This window comes from Lonsdalea britannica (assembly GCF_002111595.1).
GTDB classification, from domain to species: Bacteria; Pseudomonadota; Gammaproteobacteria; order Enterobacterales; family Enterobacteriaceae; genus Lonsdalea; species Lonsdalea britannica.
This window is the reverse complement of sequence record NZ_LUTN01000001.1, coordinates 198,245-217,735: the sequence shown is the minus strand read 5'-3', so window position 1 is coordinate 217,735 and position 19,491 is coordinate 198,245. Positions and strand designations below refer to the sequence as shown.

General features: G+C 57.6%; 12 protein-coding genes and 3 pseudogenes. 6 read left to right on the top strand and 9 right to left on the bottom strand.

Annotated elements, in window-relative coordinates:
• Nucleotides 1-60 precede the first annotated feature (60 nt).
• Nucleotides 61-1,212 (bottom strand): alanine racemase, encoded by a 1,152-nt coding sequence (locus tag AU509_RS00950; RefSeq protein ID WP_085650967.1) that lies wholly within the window; start codon nucleotides 1,210-1,212, stop codon nucleotides 61-63.
• 323 nt (nucleotides 1,213-1,535) lie between these two features.
• Between AU509_RS00950 and AU509_RS00945 the strand changes: the two genes are divergently transcribed.
• Nucleotides 1,536-2,552, top strand: coding sequence for an acyltransferase family protein (locus AU509_RS00945; protein WP_085650968.1), 1,017 nt, complete (start codon nucleotides 1,536-1,538; stop codon nucleotides 2,550-2,552).
• Between the two features lie 72 nt (nucleotides 2,553-2,624).
• Here AU509_RS00945 and AU509_RS00940 read toward each other — a convergent pair whose 3' ends face one another.
• Nucleotides 2,625-3,791, bottom strand: a complete 1,167-nt coding sequence (locus tag AU509_RS00940) for a pyridoxal phosphate-dependent aminotransferase (RefSeq protein WP_094117426.1) — start codon at nucleotides 3,789-3,791, stop codon at nucleotides 2,625-2,627.
• Between the two features lie 386 nt (nucleotides 3,792-4,177).
• On the opposite strand from AU509_RS00940, the pseudogene AU509_RS00935 reads away from it, so the two are divergent.
• Together AU509_RS00935 and ggt are read left to right on the top strand one after the other, a co-directional pair.
• Nucleotides 4,178-6,452 (top strand): annotated as a pseudogene (locus tag AU509_RS00935) (molybdopterin-dependent oxidoreductase).
• 194 nt (nucleotides 6,453-6,646) lie between these two features.
• Nucleotides 6,647-8,410 (top strand): gamma-glutamyltransferase, encoded by a 1,764-nt coding sequence (gene ggt, locus AU509_RS00930; RefSeq protein ID WP_094117425.1) that lies wholly within the window; start codon nucleotides 6,647-6,649, stop codon nucleotides 8,408-8,410.
• 73 nt (nucleotides 8,411-8,483) lie between these two features.
• Here ggt and AU509_RS00925 read toward each other — a convergent pair whose 3' ends face one another.
• Nucleotides 8,484-9,500 carry a Ppx/GppA phosphatase family protein gene (locus AU509_RS00925; RefSeq protein ID WP_094117424.1) on the bottom strand — a complete coding sequence of 339 codons (1,017 nt, stop codon included), beginning with the start codon at nucleotides 9,498-9,500 and terminating at the stop codon, nucleotides 8,484-8,486.
• A gap of 697 nt (nucleotides 9,501-10,197) precedes the next feature.
• Here AU509_RS00925 and AU509_RS00920 point away from each other — a divergent pair.
• Together AU509_RS00920 and AU509_RS00915 are read left to right on the top strand one after the other, a co-directional pair.
• A complete protein-coding gene (locus tag AU509_RS00920; RefSeq protein WP_094117423.1) occupies nucleotides 10,198-10,800 on the top strand; it encodes a TetR/AcrR family transcriptional regulator in 603 nt (200 codons plus the stop codon).
• Nucleotides 10,797-11,987 (top strand): multidrug effflux MFS transporter, encoded by a 1,191-nt coding sequence (locus AU509_RS00915; protein WP_094117422.1) that lies wholly within the window; start codon nucleotides 10,797-10,799, stop codon nucleotides 11,985-11,987. The genes AU509_RS00920 and AU509_RS00915 overlap by 4 nt, the downstream gene beginning before the upstream one ends.
• A 59-nt stretch (nucleotides 11,988-12,046) precedes the next feature.
• Here the strand turns inward: AU509_RS00915 and fdhE are convergent, their stop codons facing one another.
• From fdhE to AU509_RS00895, 4 genes and pseudogenes are all read right to left on the bottom strand, one after another.
• Complete coding sequence (gene fdhE / locus AU509_RS00910) at nucleotides 12,047-12,973, bottom strand: formate dehydrogenase accessory protein FdhE (RefSeq protein ID WP_085650975.1); 927 nt, start codon at nucleotides 12,971-12,973, stop codon at nucleotides 12,047-12,049.
• 418 nt (nucleotides 12,974-13,391) lie between these two features.
• Complete coding sequence (locus tag AU509_RS00905) at nucleotides 13,392-13,727, bottom strand: DUF2002 family protein (RefSeq protein WP_085650976.1); 336 nt, start codon at nucleotides 13,725-13,727, stop codon at nucleotides 13,392-13,394.
• Between the two features lie 68 nt (nucleotides 13,728-13,795).
• Nucleotides 13,796-14,527, bottom strand: coding sequence for a glutamine amidotransferase (locus tag AU509_RS00900; protein ID WP_085650977.1), 732 nt, complete (start codon nucleotides 14,525-14,527; stop codon nucleotides 13,796-13,798).
• 249 nt (nucleotides 14,528-14,776) lie between these two features.
• Nucleotides 14,777-16,368, bottom strand: a pseudogene (locus AU509_RS00895) (ABC-F family ATPase).
• A 180-nt stretch (nucleotides 16,369-16,548) separates the two neighbouring features.
• On the opposite strand from AU509_RS00895, the gene AU509_RS00890 reads away from it, so the two are divergent.
• On the top strand, nucleotides 16,549-17,427 hold the full coding sequence (locus AU509_RS00890) for a PhzF family phenazine biosynthesis protein (protein ID WP_094117421.1): 879 nt from the start codon (nucleotides 16,549-16,551) through the stop codon (nucleotides 17,425-17,427).
• Nucleotides 17,428-17,554: 127 nt separating this feature from the next.
• Here the strand turns inward: AU509_RS00890 and AU509_RS00885 are convergent, their stop codons facing one another.
• Entirely contained in the window at nucleotides 17,555-17,866 is a 312-nt protein-coding gene (locus tag AU509_RS00885; RefSeq protein WP_085650980.1) for a DUF883 family protein, read from the bottom strand.
• A 160-nt stretch (nucleotides 17,867-18,026) separates the two neighbouring features.
• A pseudogene (gene nuoN, locus AU509_RS00880) lies at nucleotides 18,027-19,489 on the bottom strand (NADH-quinone oxidoreductase subunit NuoN).
• Nucleotides 19,490-19,491 lie beyond the last annotated feature (2 nt).

Below are 19,491 nucleotides of genomic sequence, written 5' to 3'. Positions count from 1 at the left end.
CGTGGCGGTGACGCAGGACGCGGCGGTCGCAGGCAGCCGCTTTCCCGCCGCCAGCGACGGTTACAGGAAACAGCCCCGCCCTTCCGTCGGCATCACCTCGCCCGCAGAGTTCTCGCCGCGCAGCACCCAACGATTGAACTGCGCCATCACCGCGCAGGAGTGATTGGGAAAGACCCGCATCAGGCTGCCCAGACGCGGCGGCTGCCCTTGATGCGGGATAAAACCGTGCTCTTCGGACAGCTTCTCCACCGTGTAGGCCAGCGGCAGGTGCTCGCTGATGGCGATCCCCCAATGACTCGCGCCCGTTCCATGAGGCCCGCGGTCGGACGTCAGCGCTTTTGAACCGGCATCAATGATGGCATAGCGATCGTTGACCGCCACCACTCGCGCCACGACGCTCATCGCCAAATCGTCCGGCTGGCACAGTCCGAGACGAATCGCCGTTAAATCCAGCAGCGCATAATTGCCCGGACGAATCTCATCCGTCCCCGCCGCGACCGGCGCCCCCAACGCAGTCGGCGTCGCGCCCGTGGAAATAGCGCAGCGGCTGACCGCGCCGTCTTGCAAAATGCGGGTCTGTAGCTGACTCAGCAGCGTCGCTTCCTCGGTGGCGATCGTCTGGATCTGCGCAATCCCCGACGCCCCGTAGGCATGACCGGCATGAGAGACCAAACCGCCGAATCGCAGCTCGGGACAGCGGGCGATATGCCCCGCCAACGTGACGCCCGCTTCACCATGCGGATTTACGCCCACCCGGCCCAGCCCCACATCGACCTTCACATATACCGTTACGGGATCGTTGCCTTGTTCCCGCACCGCGCGGGCGATGGCTTCGACCCCCATCGGTTCAGCGGCGATAAAAGACACCCGCGCCCGGCGATAGGCGGCCTCAACCAGCAGCTCGCGGATGCTTTCAGGAACAATGACAGGGTAGGCCAACAGGACATCTTCGATGCCGCCTTCGATAAAGGCGACGCCTTCGCTCGGTTTGGATACCGTAATCCCTACCGCGCCCGCCGCGATCTGCCGACGGGCAATCACGACGCTCTTGTGCGTTTTGACGTGGGGTCGCAAGCTGACGCCCGCCGCGTCCGCTTTCAACTGCATCTGCCGTAGATTCCGCTGCAAACGCAGATCGTCAATCTCGATATACGGCGTCAATCTATCGTCGCGGTATGGCCGCAGGTAATCCGATCCCCGATTCTGGCGCATGGCAACACTCCTGATGATGAAGAGACAAACGGCGAAGCGGGTGGAAACCCCGTTCGACGGGTAACGATGCAGCCCGGATTCACGTCGGCGACCGCTTCGTACCGATAGCAATACCGCATCCGTCGATAGGGTGAAAGCAAAACTGAGGCTGACGGCGGAATGCAAGGCGCAGGCGAAAACGTTGGCGACACTCCCGAGGCCGGAAAATAGAGATAATTCTGTTTATGATGAGAAAGCGTAGTATTTCGTTGAGAATGAAAATAGCTTCACCTACTCTGAGCCACTGAAATAGCCCCGACCCACTGAGTTTCAGAGTATCGACTATGAATAAAAAACTGAGCTATATACAGTACTTGCGTGGTATTGCCGCCGTTATGGTTATTTTCGCGCACACCACAACGGCCATCTATGATGGTGGTATTCAAAATGGATATCGACTCGAAGATCTCGGCACGTTGGGCGTCTATATATTTTTCATTATCAGCGGTTTTATCATGATGAAAGCCACGTATAAAAAAACGTGGTCGCCGCAAGAAGCAAAAACCTTTCTGATCCACCGATTCAACCGGGTTATTCCCCCTTATTGGTTCTGGACTACCGCGCTGCTGGCGCTGTGGCTTGCCGGGCTGGCGTTGAAGAGTCACCACTTCGATATGGGCAAAATCCTCAGTTCTTACCTGCTGTTACCACGTATCGGCGAGGACGGCCGCATTAACCCGATCTTGTCTCAGGGATGGACGCTGATTTACGAAATGTTTTTTTATTGCCTGTTTGCGGTGTGTATTTTCTTCGGTAAGAAAAACCGGATATTGCTGACCCTGTCGTTCTGTTTCCTGCTTTCTTATCTCATCGGGAAATGGCTCCCGGCGGATACGGGCGCCAGCCTATTATTGACCAACCCTATTCTGCTGTATTTTCTCGCGGGCATGGTTATTTTCTTTTTATCCGAGCGAATGACCGTGAAAAATGGGTTTTTATTATCGGCAATGGTGCTGGTCCTTTACTTGATTTGTCGTCTATTCCAACCCGCCTGGCTGCCCGTTATTTTTTCTATCACACCTATTTTTATTGTCCTGTTTTCCGCCTGCTCTCTGGAAGGATGGACCTCCCGCGCGTTAATGCTGATCGGCGATGCATCCTATTCCATTTATTTGGCGCACGGATTCGTCACCATGACGTTATCCATGCTGATGAAAAAGCTGTCCGTCAGTGACATTAATCAAACGGCGGTGATTATTCTGACCACGCTGGTTTCGCTGGCCGTCGGGATTGTCGCCTACCGTGTGGTGGAAAAACCGCTGACCGCGCTCATCCCCAACAAACGCACCGTCAAGGCCTGATGAGGCTCGGAAGGAAACAGTGACGTCAGATGCGGTCTCACATAGCCGTATCTGACGCCGCTCAATAAACGGCTACAGCCAACCCTTTGTTCTGAACTCCCGCATCAGCTTGGTAAAGGTGTGCATTTCTTCCGGCGTACCCATGGAAATTCGGCACCAGTCGGTGGCGGGCGGAAAAGCGCGGCCAATCAAGATGCCGTGTTCTTTCATGCGTTTCTGATATCCTTCTAGCGGCACCTTGATACGGTGAAACAAGAAGTTAGCCTCTGACGGCAAATACTCCAGGTCCAGGGACTTCAAGGTATCGATCAGAATCTGACGGGACGTATCGATGGTTTTCTTGCTGTAGTTAATGAAGGCTTTGTCGTCGAGCGACGCGCTGGCGGCCGCAATCGCACAGAAGTTCAGCGATTCGGACGTGTTGTAGTTCGCCATCTTCGCCAGCAGCTCAGGCTTACCGATCGCATAGCCCGCGCGCATACCCGCCATCGCGAAGATTTTCGAAAACGTCTTCAGCAGGATGATGTTGTCGTACCCCTCTCGGATCAGCCCGTCCACCGAGCGGAACCGTGAGTCGTTGACGAACTCGGCGTAGGCTTCATCCACCAGAAACAGCGTATCCTTCGGTTTGCTTTTGATCCACGGTTCGATCAGATCCGCGGGCGTAATAGTGGCGGTGGGATTGTTGGGGTTGACGATGTAAACGAGGGTCGGACCGTCATAAGCGGCGACGGTTTTTTTCATCGCTTCAATATCAAACTTCCAGCCCGGCAGCATGGGCAGCCGAACAATATTCATCCCCATGATTTTGGCGTACTTAGGACCGCCTTCGTAGGTCAGTTCAGGGATAACCAGCTGCGTTTTCGCCGTCCCCAGCGCTTCGAAACAAGAACGAATCCCCTCGCAGGAGCCTTGCAGCATCAGCACGTTGCTCTTATCCACGCCGTGCAGTCCGGCGATTTTTTCCTGCAGCTGCCCTTGCTCCTTGTAGGGATAGCGGTTGGCCTTGGCGATAGCCAGACGCGCCGCTTCTTGCCCTTTAGGCGACATCCCCAATGGGTTTTCATTATAGTTAATGCGAATCACCGACTCCGTGGAGGTATCGCCGCTTTTGCTGCCGGCGATAGAAGAAGCCAGCGCCGATTTGTTCAGCCCTGCCAGCGCCAAACCGCCGAGTAACGCCCCTGAATATTTGAACATCTCACGGCGTTTTTGATTGATGAGGGTTATGTCGCTCATGTGCCTGTGCTCCCTTATGTGAATATACACAACTTTACACAAGCAAAGGTTATACCAAACCTATACAGGAAAAGATCGGGCTTAGGCCTGACAGGCTCTCACCTGACGTTCGGGAAACGAATATGCACGTGAAACTGGTATTGCAACGTTTCCTCGCCCCTCATCAATGTGCGCATCCAAAGGTCTTTAGGTGGTATCGCCTTAACAACCAAGGCGGTTAAATATCAACCGCATGCACCTTAACCGATATTCGGCTGCACTAAAAAAGCGCCGCCCCTCTTTACCATTCCGCTCACATCGTGTTTATTGCTTATCCGGATCATTATCCGCCAACGATACATGCCGGCTCTTCGGCGAGGAAAAACCACTGATTTTCCGAGGACACTATGACAATAACGCGTTACCCCCATCTCGCGCATTGGGGCGCCTTTACAGCCGTAGTGGAAGACGGCAGGTTGATTGGCTGCGAGCCGTTTGCCGCCGACCCCGATCCGTCGCCGATGCTCGACAGCATCGTGCCGCTGGTCTATTCGCCACAGCGCATCCGTAAACCCGCCGTCCGCCGTTCCTGGCTGGCTAAACGGGAAAATAGCGACACGTCGCTGCGCGGCAAAGAGCCGTTTGTGGAAGTGGACTGGGACGTCGCACTGGATCTGGTGGCCGAAGAAAACCGCCGCGTGCGCGATCGCTACGGCGCCGACGGTCTGTTCGCCGGTTCGTACGGCTGGTCCTCCGCCGGGCGCTACCACCACGCGCGCTCGCAGGTGCGCCGTTTCTACTTCTCCGGCGGCGGTGCGGTCGATCAGGCGGGTAACTACAGCTGGGGCGCGGCGCAGTTCTTCCTGCCTTACGTTATCGGCACCTTCCATCCGCTCACTGGTAAAGTCACCGAATGGCGCAGTGTCGCCGAGCATTGCCAGCTGTTTATCGCCTTTGGCGGGCTGGCGCTGAAAAATGCTCAGGTGGCCTCCGGCGGCGCGGGACAGCATACGCTGAAAGTCGCGCTGGAAACGCTCAAGGCCCGAGGGATACCGGTCATCAACATCAGTCCGATGCGCGACGACTGCCCGGCGTTCGTCGACGCGGAATGGATACCGATTCGCCCCAACACTGATGTGGCGCTGATGCTGGCGTTAGGATTCGAGATTCGCCGACTCGACGCGGACGATCGCGCGTTTTTGGCTCGCTACTGCGTGGGCTACGACGCCTGAGCGACTATCTTGACGGCCGCACTGACGGCACGCCCAAAACACCGGAGTGGGCCAGCGCCATCACCGGTATTCCGGCCGAGCGGATCGCGCGGCTCGCGAAGCAGCTTATCGGCGTGCGCAGCTTTATCACCTGTTCCTACTCGGTACAGCGCGCGCACCGCGGCGAACAGCCCTACTGGATGATGATCGCCCTATCCGCCATGTTGGGCCAGGTCGGATTACCCGGCGGCGGCTTCTCGTTCGGACATGGTTCGATGAACAGCGTCGGCAACGAGCGGATCGCCACGCCCGCCCCCGCCTCTCCCTCTGTGCCGAATCGCGGCAGCATCATTCCCGTCGCACGCATCGCCGACATGCTGTTGCAACCAGGCCAGCCCTATACGTTTCAGGGGCAGACGCATACCTATCCAGATATCCATCTGATCCACTGGGCAGGCGGCAACCCGTTCCATCATCACCAACAGCTCAACCGACTGGTGGAAGGCTGGCGCAAGCCGGATACCGTCGTCGTGCAGGATATCGTCTGGACGCCCGCCGCCCGCATGGCCGATATCGTACTGCCGGTCACCACCACGCTGGAACGCAATGACATCGGCGGTTCGTCGCGCGATCGCTATATTTTCGCCATGCATCAGCCATAGCGCCGCAGCATCACGCCCGCAACGACGTGGATATTTTCAGCGAGCTGGCGCAGCGACTCGGCTACGGCGACGAATTCACGCAGGGCCGCAGCGAGCGCGACTGGCTGGCGATGATGTACCAGCAGTGCCGTGAACGTCAGGGCGAGACGGGGCAGGACTGGCCGGATTTCGAGGCGTTCTGGCGTCAGGGTTACGTCGAAATTCCGATGGACGATAAGCCGTTTGTCTTCTTCGAGGCGTTCCGTGACGACCCGGAACAGCATGCGTTGAAGACCCCCAGCGGCAAAATCGAACTGTTCAGCGAGACGCTGGCGGGCTACCGCTATGACGACTTTGGTCCGCATCCCGAGTGGCGTCCGCCGGTCGAGTGGCTGGGCGCCGACTCGGCGCAACAATGGCCGCTTCACTTTATCTCCATTCAGCCGTCGGACCGGCTGCATAGTCAGCTCGGCAGCACACCTCAGGTCGCCGCCAACATGACGGCTGGGCGGGAAACGCTCTATATGCACCCGGAGGATGCGGTGGCGCGAAATATCGCCGACGGTATGCAGGTCGAAGTCCATAACGCGCGCGGACGCATCTATGGCGGGGTGAAAATCACCGACGGCGTCACGCCGGGCGTGGTGATCATGTCCACCGGCGCATGGTTCGATCCGGGCTGGGAACAGAAAGAGTGGGACCCGGTGGAAAGATCCGGCAATGCCAACGTGCTGACGCTGGATATCGGCACCTCTTCCCTCACCCAAGGCCCCAATGCCATGAGCTGCCTGGTCGAGGTGGTCGCCGCGCCGCACACCACGACGGCCTGACGTTCCCATCGACATCAACGGCCCTCGCAATGAGGGCCGTTTCTTTTTTATCACGCCCTGGTCTTCATCACTCGATTTATGGTATCGAAAGGTTCCTTCGTCGGAGACAGCTCCGTATGCTGTTTAGCGACCGGCGAACACGATGGCCGGTTATACAAACCACAGAGTCGGTATGAGTTCGAGAGGAGATAGGGATGACATCAGGAAAATGGCGATTGGCATTAAGCTTATCAGGACTCCTCACCGTAGGACCGACCTATGCGGTCTCCATTCCCGCCGTGGAGGCAAAACAGGGAATGGTGGTGAGTTCGCAGCACCTGGCTTCACAGGTGGGCGTTGATATCCTGAAAATGGGGGGAAATGCGGTGGATGCGGCGGTTGCCGTCGGCTACGCCCAGGCGGTGGTTAACGCCTGTTGCGGCAATATCGGCGGCGGAGGCTTTATGACCCTGCATCTGGCGAACGGTAAAGACACCTTCATCAACTTCCGCGAAACCGCCCCGGCGGCGGCCAAAGCCGATATGTATCTGGACGCGGAAGGCAAAGTGAACCCCGGCGCCAGCCTGTATGGCTATCTGGCGGTCGGCGTGCCCGGCACCGTGATGGGGCTGGAAACCGCGCGTGAAAAATACGGGACGATGAGCCGTCAGCAGCTGCTGGCGCCGGCCATCAAACTGGCTCGCGAAGGATTTATTCTCAACCGCGGCGACACCGATATCATGAACACCACCGTCAAACGTTTCAGACAAGATCCGGAAGCGGCCCGCCTCTTCCTGCGCCCGGATGGATCGCCGATGCAGCCGGGTGACCGGCTGGTGCAAAAAGATCTGGCGCGCACCCTGCAAAGCATCGCCGATCGCGGCCCCGACGCCTTCTATAAGGGAGAGTTACCGCGCAAAATCGAAGCGGCGGCGAAAAAAGGCGGCGGTATCATCACCGCGGCGGACTTCGCCCGTTATACGGTCACGGAAACCACGCCGATTAGCTGCACCTATCGGGGCTACAAATTTATCTCTTCCCCTCCGCCGAGCTCCGGCGGCGTCACACTGTGCGAAACGCTGAACATTCTGGAAGGATACGACCTGAAAAGCATGGGCTATAACTCCGCGCAGGCCATCCACACGGTGACCGAAGCGCTACGCCACGCCTACATGGATCGCAATACTTATCTGGGCGACCCCGCTTTTGTGCATAACCCGCTTGATCGTTTGTTGAGCAAAACCTACGCCGCGGATATCCGCCGCAAGATCGACCCGGAGAAGGCCACGCCGTCGACGCAGGTCGCGCCCGGCACGGAACCGCATGAGAAACCGGAAACCACCCACTATTCCATTGTCGATAGTCAGGGAAATGCGGTGTCCACCACTTATACCGTCAACGGGCGTTTCGGCGCCGTGGTGATCACACCCGGCACCGGCTTCTTCCTGAACGATGAAATGGACGACTTCACCGCCAAAGTCGGGGAAAAGAACCTCTACGGCCTGGTTCAAGGAGAACGGAACGCCATCGCGCCGGGCAAACGTCCGCTGTCATCCATGAGCCCGTCGCTGGTCACCAAAGACGGCAAAATTTTCCTGGTGCTGGGATCGCCCGGCGGCTCGCGCATCATCAGCATTACGCTGCAAACGGCGTTGAATATTATCGACTTCGGGATGACGCCGCAGGAAGCAGTGGATGCGCCACGTATCCATCATCAATGGCTGCCGGATGAGGTCTACTATGAACGGCGCGGCTTGTCCGCCGATACGCTGAAACTGCTGGCGGAACGCGGGTATAAGATGATTGAACAAACGCCCTGGGGCGCTGCCGAACTGATTATGGAGGGTCTGCCCGGTATTCAGGGCGTGGAGCCCGCCAACTCAGGCAATGACTCCGCCGTGTCCGATAAAGTACGCGAAGGGTATCTGTATGGCGCGAACGACTCCCGGCGACCTGCGGGTTCGGCGGTAGGCTACTAAAAGGAAACGAACGAAACGCAGAGGCCGACACGCGCGCGAAAGACGGCCTCTGCGCAGATAGAGCGGGCAGAAATTACTGCAACAAAACGCCCTGAATCAGGCTGGCTTTCACCACATGAACTTCTGAAATATCAAGTGCCTCCATGAAGCCTTCAACCAGCAACAGGTTCGTCACGTCCGTGGCTTTGTATTTGCCCTGTAACTGCGAGTCGTCCATATGGCTCTTTTTGCCGACGATGTTCTTCAACTCCTCCAGACGATAGCTGTTGCGCCCCGTGCCGAGCTGGCCGGAAATGGAGTAGCTGTGTACGCCGCCGATCCCGATGACCAGCTTGCGCGCGGCGGCAAGACGGATCTCGGGCCGAACATGCGTCGTCGCGTAGAAACGAACAAAACGCAGGATCATCGGCAGTTGATCGCCGACCGGGTTAGGTGAGGAGACCGCCCGCAACTCCTTGTTCTGGAAAACATCAATCACCATATCCTTCAGGCTGACCGCCGCCAGCTTGCCCAGATAGACAACCGGCTTTAGGTGACCGTTGATCGGCTCGAAGCTGGTCATCTGCATAGAACCGCCGCCGATGTCCCACACCAGAATGTCGCTATTGCTCAGCGCGGGTTGGTTCAGCGTGGCTTTCGCGGACATAAATCCCAGCAGCGCTTCCTGTTCCTGGCTAAGGACTTTGATGGACAGTCCGGTGTTGCGCTCAAAGTCGGCGATCACCTGCTCGCCGTTGCTGGCGGAACGAAAAACCTCCGTCGCCACGCCGCTGATGCGGGTCGGGTGCCACTGATTCACCTCATGGAGCAGCGACTGCAGCGTCGCCAGCCCTTCATTGGCAATCGCCGGGCTCAGATCGCCGTTAAGGGAACGCGCTAGATCCGCGTTGTAACCGACTGGTTGTTCGTGTTGATACAAGATATTGCCGAGTACGCCGTGGCAAACGTCCACCTCCGCGACCATCGCTTTGGTGGTGCCGGAGCCAATGTCGAACCCGGCACGGGTTTCAATACAGTCTGAAGCCTGTACATAACCGATACTCAAAAAAAGGCCGGCAAGTGCCAGCAGGCTGCGTGTAGCTTTTATCATGGTAGTCCCTTGATCTCGGCCGTTCCCGCTGCCAGAAATAGCGCCCAACGCTGCGCAAGCGTTTCAGCCACTCTGAACGGAATCTGGGATACGGCGCGATGGTTATAATTGTTTTGGATCCCCAACGGGGAGCATGTCAGGTCGCACAGCGCTCTCATGATTGCGCGTGGTAGGCCATTCATCTTGCGCCATTGCGAACACATTGTGTGATGACGTCACCGTGACATACCGTCCCGAAGGCCGCCTGACGGGGAATCCATCCTACGGCCCCCGTAAGCGCGCCCATAATGCGATATGGCGGGGAGCGGGTCAAATTCCCATTATCATCACGCGGACAAATATCGGCGGGCGCAATCGTCTTTTTTTACAATCACTTAACCAGAACCACGTTATTTTGAAACGCGACGCTTACCGGCTGTTTGGCAACGCGATGTTAAAAGCATAGAGGAAAACCCCGCGCTCGCCACTGCGCGACACGCCCGGTATTACAGGCTTAAAACTCATCGGAAAGGGGATGATTCTTCGCCAGCGCGGCTGGTTGAGGAACTTGCCCTATTCAAGGAACTCATCTAAGATTTCACCAAATTGAGAATGAACGTTCATTCTCAATTTACACAAAAGCACGTGGCGATAATTATCGTGCCTTATCATTTACAGACCGCCGCCCACTTTCGCCGCGTGTCGGTCGGAGCCAACCATGCCGTCAGAAACGCCAAAACATCACTCTTTCCGCGAGCGAGAGGATCGCATCATTGCCGCCGCGCGTCAGTGTTTTCGCCGGGCAGGCTTCCACGGCGCAGGGATGGCGGAAATTGCCCGCGTCGCTGAATTGAGCGTCGGACAGATTTATCGCTATTTCGCCAACAAGGACGCGATTATCGAGGAGATGGTTTACCGCATCGCAGAAGCCAGGATCGCGCCGCTGGAACAGGATTTGAACCATACCGTGCGCATGCCGGACATTCTGGTCGGCAACGCGCCCTACGATGAGATGTACCACGACAGCGACGACAACGCATTGATGCTCGAAGCCACGGCCGAGGCCAGCCGTAATCCGCGCGTGGCGGAGATCCTCAAAGCCGCCGACGCACGTATTTTCAATCAAGCCTGCCTGATGCTGCAAAAACGCTATCCTCGGCTCTCCCAGGCGTCTATCGCCGCGCGGGTAGAACTGATGGCCGCGCTGGTGCAAGGCACCTCGACGCGCTCGCTGTTGGCGTTTTCCGCTCCGCGGGCGGAATTACATCAGCTCTATCAACACATCATTAACCTGCTTTTTTCGGAAGATGAGGCTTTATGAAAACCCACTCCCCTACCCGTCTTGGCTATGCGCTCATGCTGGGTTCGCTGGCCGCACTGGGCCCGCTGTGTACCGATTTATATCTGCCGGCGCTGCCTCAACTGACGACCGAGCTCAGTACCAACACGTCTACCGCGCAGCTCAGCCTGACCGCCGGGCTGCTGGGACTCGGCGGCGGTCAGCTGATTTTTGGCCCGCTCAGCGATGCGCTCGGCCGAATGCGCCCCCTGCTGTTTTCGCTGGCGCTGCTGCTGGCCGCGTCGATAGGGTGCGCCCTCGCTACCGATATCCATCAACTGCTGGCGGCGCGTCTGTTACAGGGCATTGCCGGTGCTGGCGGCGCTGTTTTATCGCGCGCGGTGGCCCGCGACCTGTACGCCGGACATGAACTGACCCGCTTTTTCGCCTTATTGATGTTGGTGAACGGGTTGGCGCCGATCTTTGCGCCGGTGTTGGGCGGTGCGCTGATGGGCCTCACCGACTGGCGCGGCATCTTCGTCGCGCTAGCGACCGTCGCGATGCTGTTACTGCTCTTGTCCGCATTCAGGATGCGAGAAACGTTGCCGCAAGAGCGGCGAATCAGCGGCGGCCTGAGCGCGATGCTGTCGTCGCTTGGCGGGCTGCTGCGGGAACGTCAGTTTATGGGAATGTGTCTGGCGCAAGGGCTGTCAGGCGCAGGCATGTTCGCCTATATCGGCGCTTCGCCGTTCGTCTTACAGCAAATCTACGGGTTAAGCCCACAAACCTTCAGCCTGTGTTTCGCCCTGAACGGTATCGGGCTGATTGTCGCCGGACAGCTGTCCGCGCGCTTTAGCCGACACCATCGGGAAGAACGCGTGCTGCGCGTGGGGTTGACGATTGCGGTGCTGGCCTCTGCGATACTGCTCGCCGCCGGTCTGACGCAGGCGTCGCTGGTGTGGATTCTGGTGCCGCTGTTTTTCGCCGTCGCGATGATCGGTGTCATTGGCCCCTGCGCGTCCGCGCTGGCAATGCAAAGTCAGGGAAATCAGGCGGGGAGCGCGTCAGCGCTGATTGGTCTGAGTATGTTCGCGCTGGGGGCGTTGAGCGTCCCGTTGACCGGGCTGGCGGGCACCAGCGCCACGTCGATGGCACTGGTCATGCTTGGGTGTTATGGGCTGGCGGTGCTGTCTTACGTGCTGCTAGTCGTTAAAACGCGAGCGGCCTAAGCCGCTCCGTCCGACAACGCCCTGTCGCCAGAGCGTTGTCGCCTCCCCCTTCATGCGTATCAGATAGCGCTTTCCGGGAACAGGAAGGGATTGATACTGCTACGAAAGAAACCTTCTTCTTCCATTCTGATATCCAGCACCAGGGAGGCCAGATCGTCCGCCACCGCTTCCACCCGGCAGTCTTTTTCCTGATAGAGCAGTTTGATGTAGGTGCCGCAATCGCCACAGCTTTCCGTTTGATGAGACGCCATACTATCGTCATCCAACGACCAGTAACTCAGCTGTTCGGACTGTTCACAGTTGCTGCATTTCACGCGCGCCATATGCCACTCTGTTTCACACAGGTTGCAGTGCAGATAGCGCAGGCCGCTTTCCGCCCCCATGTGCACCACGCCGGACACGGGAATGCCGCCGCAGACCGGACAGAACTGGCGATGTTCGCCCTCCTCCGGGAGCACCTGACCGGGCAGTTGGCTGGCCATTTGCGCCCAATACAGCGACAGCGCGGCCCACACGAACGGCGCTTTATCATTGCTCTCGGCGCAAAAAGACTGACTGAAGAGCGCATCGGCCAACGCTTCCTTCTCCGGCCCAGACATCTTTTCCAGATTTTCCAGCGCGCTAAGGATCTGGCCGCTCATCTGCGGCTTTAACTCTTCAATCAACGCCTGCAATAGCGTGAGCCAATGCGCATCGCGACGAAAATGCGCGGCATCCAACGGCGGCTGTCCGCCGGTTTGCACAAGGCGTGTGAAGTCCATCGTCAACGGATGGTCGTGTTGAACATGCTGCTGCGCTTCCACTACCTGCGCGGCAAACGTCAGGTAGTCGCCCAGCGGGTGGTTATCCGCCAATTGACGCAGCCGTTCGGCGCGGCCGCTGTACAGGCTTTTCAAATTAGCGAACAGCAACGACGGGACCGTTCCCAGTGTGGACGTCGCCGCTTCGCCTGCTGGCTGTTCCTGAGGAACAATATGAATACTCATCAGGGTTCTTTTCCGGTTGTAGTGACAGTGACGGACTGGCCGTAATCAGCCAGAACGACGCGCTTCCAAGGGGAGTATACCCCACATGCGATATTCGTTTCCCGCGGCGCCGGCCGCTGGAACGATCCGGTGCGACATTGACCGTATCACTTTAAGTGTAGGACGAAATTACCTTTTTAACCGTTTTCGCGCGGCAGAAGGGGTTTTGTGACGCAAAAGCGTCGTGCGGGAGGAATCGTGTCGCGGTGTGGTAGTGGTCAGCGGGAGGCGTTTCACTCCCCCGCAGAACCTGCGTATGCCATCGGAAAAACGTTCAATGCGTTGCCCCGTGATCGGGCGATCTTTGCAGGCCGCGAATCGCTCACGGCCCATCGACATAACGATGAGCCATTAGCTCACCGCAGGCGCATGATAAACATCAGCCGAACATGCGCTCAAGATAGCGAGACAGCATAGCGCGTGAGGTGAAACCGTGCGGAATGCCCACATAAGACGGAGTTTCAGACTCGGGGTCGAGCGGGAAGCGCTCATAGGCCGGACTGCTGCGCAGCGTTTCCGCGGGATGGGCGTATTTCAGACTTTTCGCACCCTGACTGGGGTGGATAACCACGGCGGTACGCCCCATTCTGGCCTCGCGATTCACATAAACGTAGTGTTCGCCTTTGTAGAATCCATACGCTTTGTCCGTCACGGTATCGCGAGTAAATCCTTCTTTCTCAAATACTTGAGCTACTTCATCAGGGCGTAAATACATCAATTGTCCTCCCTCTACGCTAATCTGAGGGAGTGACCATAACTCACTGAATTCGTGCGACAACCGGACTACTCCGAACCTGCCTCTGTCGCCGCGGCCCGCGCCAACCGTGCCTGACGCACAAATTCCACCAGCAGGCGACGCGCCCAAAGGGGTTCTTCCGACACCGTCAGCGTCGGCTGACGGTTGTTTTTCAGACAGGCGTTCATCACGCTCGCATCCATTTCCGGATGAAACTGGAAGGACAACGTCGTGGGCGAATAACGTAGGATCTGACAGCCGTCCAGCGTCGATGACGCTAACACCTGCGCGCCTGGCGGCGGTGTGACGACGGACTGGAGATGCGTCAGATAGGCGCTAAATTCTGTCGGCAGTTCGGACAGCAACGCATCCTGAGCCGCCGCCGGTTTGAGCGACACGGTTTCCAACCCCACTTCTTTCCCCTGCGGATTATCAGTCACCGTTCCGCCCAATGCGTCTGCCAACAGCTGATGTCCATAGCATACGCCCAGCAGCGGCAGCTGTTCGTCCACGGCCCGCCGCAGCCATGCCCCCGTGCGTTCACTCCAATCCAGGCGGTCGGTGACCATCGCCCACGAACCGGTCACTATCGCGGCGCTTAGCGCAGAAGGCGGCGGCAGCGTCTCATTCAAGTCGGGGCGCACCATCAGCAGTTCGCCAAGTTCCAGCGGCGCCAGCGCGCTGCGAAACCAGTCCGACTGCTGGCCGACGGCGGCGGCGATAGGCGCAGGCGGTTCGCCCATTTGGATAATCAAAATCGGTTTTTCAGCACGCTTCATCTGTTTTTCTTCAAGCCATCGAGAAAGGAATAACGCAGAACGTAGCACTCCCGTGGCCGTTTGTCATCGCCCACCCAAACCCTGTTGGACGCTGACGTCTATTGCTCCGGATACGCGACCTGTCGTGCTGCTTTCGCGCCCCAGATTGACAGGAAACGCGCTAAGCCCACCATCGCATAACGGACACAAAAAAGCCGTCGCACAGGCGACGGCTCCAGACGATGCGATGAAAACCGCGACTAACGGACGTTATTCGATGCCGCGGCTGCGCAGGTAATCTTCATAGCTTCCGGTGAAGTCGATCACTTTCTCAGGCGTGATTTCCAGCACACGGGTGGCCAGCGAGCTCACGAACTCACGGTCGTGCGAGACGAAGACCAACGTCCCCTGATACATCTCGAGCGCCATGTTCAGCGATTCGATGGACTCCATATCCAGGTGGTTGGTCGGTTCATCCATGATCAGCACGTTAGGACGCTGCATCATCAGCTTGCCGAACAACATGCGCCCTTTTTCCCCCCCGGACAGTACCTTCACTTTCTTGCGAATGTCGTCCTGCGAGAACAGCAGGCGGCCCAGTACGCTGCGTACGGCCTGCTCGTCGTCGTTTTCCTGCTTCCACTGGCTCATCCAGTCGAAAACCGTCAGCTCATCGTCGAACTCATATTCGTGATCCTGCGCGTAGTAGCCAATCTGCACATTTTCGGACCATTTGACGGTACCGACATCCGGTGCCAGATCGCCAACCAGCGTTTTCAACAGCGTGGTTTTACCAATCCCGTTGGTCCCGAGCACCGCGACTTTCTCGCCGACTTCGATCAGCAGTTTAAGCTTGCTGAACAGCGGGCCGTTGTCGAATCCTTTCGCCAGATCCTCAATTTCCAGCGCGTTACGGAACAGCTTTTTATCCTGCTCGAAACGGATGAAGGGGTTCTGACGACTGGAAGCCTTGATCTCTTCCAGCTGGATTTTGTCGATCTGGCGCGCACGCGACGTGGCCTGACGAGATTTAGAGGCGTTGGCGCTAAAACGGCTGACGAACGACTGCAGCTCGGCAATCTGTGCCTTCTTCTTGGCGTTGTCTGCCACCAGACGCTCACGCGCCTGCGTGGCGGCCGTCATGTATTCGTCGTAGTTGCCCGGGTACAGGCGCAGTTCGCCGTAATCCAGATCCGCCATGTGCGTACACACCATGTTCAGGAAGTGGCGGTCATGGGAAATGATGATCATGGTGCTGTTACGTTCGTTCAGCACCTGCTCCAGCCAGCGAATGGTATCGATGTCCAGGTTGTTGGTCGGTTCATCGAGAAGCAGAATATCCGGGTTGGCGAACAGCGCCTGCGCCAACAGCACACGCAGTTTCCAGCCCGGCGCGACTTCGCTCATCGGACCGTAATGCTGCTCCAGCGGGATCCCTACGCCCAGCAACAGTTCGCCCGCGCGGCCTCGGCGCTGTAGCCGTCCATTTCACCGTACTTGACTTCCAGATCGGCCACTTTATAGCCGTCTTCTTCGCTCATTTCCGGCAGCGCGTAGATGCGATCGCGCTCTTCTTTCACGTCCCACAGTTCGGCATGGCCCATGATGACCGTGTCCAACACCGAGTATTGTTCAAACGCGAACTGGTCCTGGCGCAGCTTGCCGAGACGTTCGTTAGGATCCAGAGAAACATTGCCGCCGCTGGGGGTCAGGTCGCCGCCCAGAATTTTCATAAAGGTGGATTTACCGCAGCCGTTGGCGCCGATCAGGCCATAGCGGTTGCCGCCGCCGAATTTGACGGAAATGTTTTCAAAAAGCGGCTTACTGCCGAATTGCATCGTTATGTTATTCGTTACCAGCACAGTATTTACTCAGATCTAAGTGTGATTTGCCGCACATTATGCCATAAGCGGCCCTCAGAATCCCGGCCATATTCGAACACTATTTGACCAGAAGGGTTTCTATGAGATTCTGAATATAAACAAGTGCTAATCTTGAATAAAAAAACTTAATATGTCGTAAACCCCTTGAAGGAAGCGCAAATGTCATCAGAGCGTCAGTTTAAACAGGTCGATGTCTTCACCCACCATGATTTCCAAGGTAACCCGCTGGCCGTCATTCTGGACGCTGAAGGGCTGAGTGATGAGCAGATGCAGGCCATCGCCCGGTGGACTAATCTCTCTGAAACCACTTTTGTGCTGCCGCCCACTGACCCCACGGCGGATTACCTGGTTCGTATTTTCACGCCGTCGCAGGAGCTGCCTTTTGCGGGCCACCCCACGCTCGGGACGGCGCATGCTTTGCTGGAAGCGGGACTCACGCCGCACGTGCCGGGGCAACTGATTCAGCAGTGCGGCGTCGGCCTGATCCCCATTAATCTGTCGGACAACGGTCTACTGGCCTTCAGAGCGCCGGAAGCCACAATCGATCCGGTGGATGCCAGCCACTACGCCTTGATTGATGCGGCGCTTGGCAGCCATCATCGACACGGCGACGTGCCCCCCACGGTCGTCAATATGGGGATAAGCTGGATGATCGTACGCATGGACAGCGCCGCGTCCTGTCTGGGCGTCAGAATTGCTCAGCCTGCGTTCGAAAAACTGCTGGCGGAGACCCACGCCGACGGTATCGCTATCTATGGCCCGCACGAAAACGCGACGCCGACCGATTACGAAGTCCGGGCGTTTTTCCCGCTGGATACCGTGATTGAAGATCCGGTGACCGGCAGTGCGAACGCCTGTATCGCCCGCGCGTTGCAGCATGGTCACGATCTGGAAAAAATGACGAAGAAGCTGGGATACTGCGTGCGTCAGGGGACCATGTTGTACCGTAACGGACGCGTCAATGTCGCATACATCGACGGTCAACCGTGGATTGGCGGCTACAGTCGTACCCTGATTGACGGTACGCTTAACGCCTGAAGCGTATTGACACCCGCAGCGTCTGACGCATAGACGCATAAAAGAACAGGCGCCGTACCCCATCATTGGGATACGGCGCCTGTTTTAGTGAACAACGTCGGCACAATCCGACGTCACGAGAGCAACATTACTTGCGGGCGAGTAAAATCCCGAGCACCAGTCCAACAGACGCACCGATACCTAAGCCATGCCACGGGTTGTCCTGAATATAGCTGTCCGCCTTCTTCGCAAACTTTTTAGCCCGGTGGCAGCAACCTTTGGACGGCTCGAGACGAGAGCGAACATCCTGCAGCGAGTCATAAGCCTGTTTTTTAAGATCTTGAAAAGCGCTGTCTGCGTAGTCGCCGGAATATTTCAATAGCTCGTCCAGCGTGGTGGACAGCAGTTTTACATCGTCCTCAATACTCACTTCATGTGACTGTTTATCATGCGGTGCCATTATTTTCTCCTGTTGGTGAAAATGCGCTAACCCTTTAACTATAGATAACCTGGCGCCGATGCGGGGCCGAATTGAGACAGATAATTCCTGATTATCTGGCCACCGTCATAAAAAAAGCCGCGACACGTCGCGGCTTTCATCGTCTTGAACCTATCACGGGTTACATCAATGGCTGTGCCATCTGTACCAGCGAGATAAGCGGCTGAGGGTAAAGGCCCAGCGCGACAATAATGATGGCGGAAACCACTACCACAATGCCAGCCAGCGAGAACGGGCATACCGCCGCTTCATTTTGAGCCGAGACCTGAGCCGGCGGCTTGGACAGATACAAGTTCACCATCGCGCGCAGGTAATAGTAGAGGCCAATGGCGCTACCCACGACAACCGCCGCCGTCAACCACCACAGCTGAGCGTTCACACTCACCGCCAGCACGTAGAACTTGCCGAAGAAGCCCAGCGTCATCGGGATCCCCGCCAGTGACAGCATCATGACCGACATTGCTCCAGCCAGTACCGGGCGACGCCAGAACAAACCGCGATACGCCGCCAGCGAATCTTCATCGGTACCGCGATAAGGCTGGAGATCAGGCTGACGACGCCGAAAGCGCCCAGGCTGCTAAACAGATAGCCCACCAGATAGACGCCGACGGTTTCCAACGCCAGTTCATGCGACTGCACGGCAATCAGCGCCACCAGCAGATAACCCATATGTGCGATGGACGAGTAGCCCAGCAGACGTTTGATATTGGTTTGCGCCACCGCCATCACGTTACCCACGATGATGGAGACAAAGGCCACCACGGCCAACGCCAACCTGACTGACTCGCCGTCGACCAGCGGGGCGTACAGGAACAGGCGCATGACCGCGCCGAAGATGGCGATCTTGCTCGCCGTCGCCAGAAAGGTAGAGACCGGCGCGGGCGCGCCCTGATACACATCCGGCGTCCACAAATGGAACGGCGCCAGTGACAGCTTGAAGCCGATGCCCACAATCATCATACCCAGACCCGCCAGCAACAGCGGCTGATACAGTTGCTGGTCGCTCAGGCTTTTGCCCAGGCTGGCGAAACTCAGGTCGCCGGAACCAGCATAGACCAGCGCCATCCCGAACAGCAGGAAAGAGGACGCGGCGGCAGACAGCAGCATATATTTGACGGCCGCTTCCAGCGAACGTTCCTGACGGAAGGCGTAGCCCACCAGTCCGAACAGCGGCAGAGAAATCAGCTCAATACCGATGAATAGCGACGCCAGATGGTTAGCGCTGGACAGCAGCACGCCCCCTAGCGTAGCGATAAGCACCAGCAGGTAGAACTCGTCGCGGTTGTCCGGGTAACCCTTGAGCCAGGCGTAACCGTAGAGGCAGGTAGCCATACCGGCCACCAGCACCAGACCGGTGTAGAGCATTGAATAGCCGTCCACGCGGATCAGCGGCGTCACATCCGTTGGGCCGGTCTGCCCGACCAGATAGAGGGCGGCCAGCGAAATACCCAGACCGATGACGGACAAAGAGGCATTCACAACGTGGTTGCGTCGCCACGCAATGGACAGCATCACAACCACTACCGTTAATCCGACAAGGAGTAGCGGCGAAAGCGCGATCAGTTGTTGAGGAGTTATTGTCATGG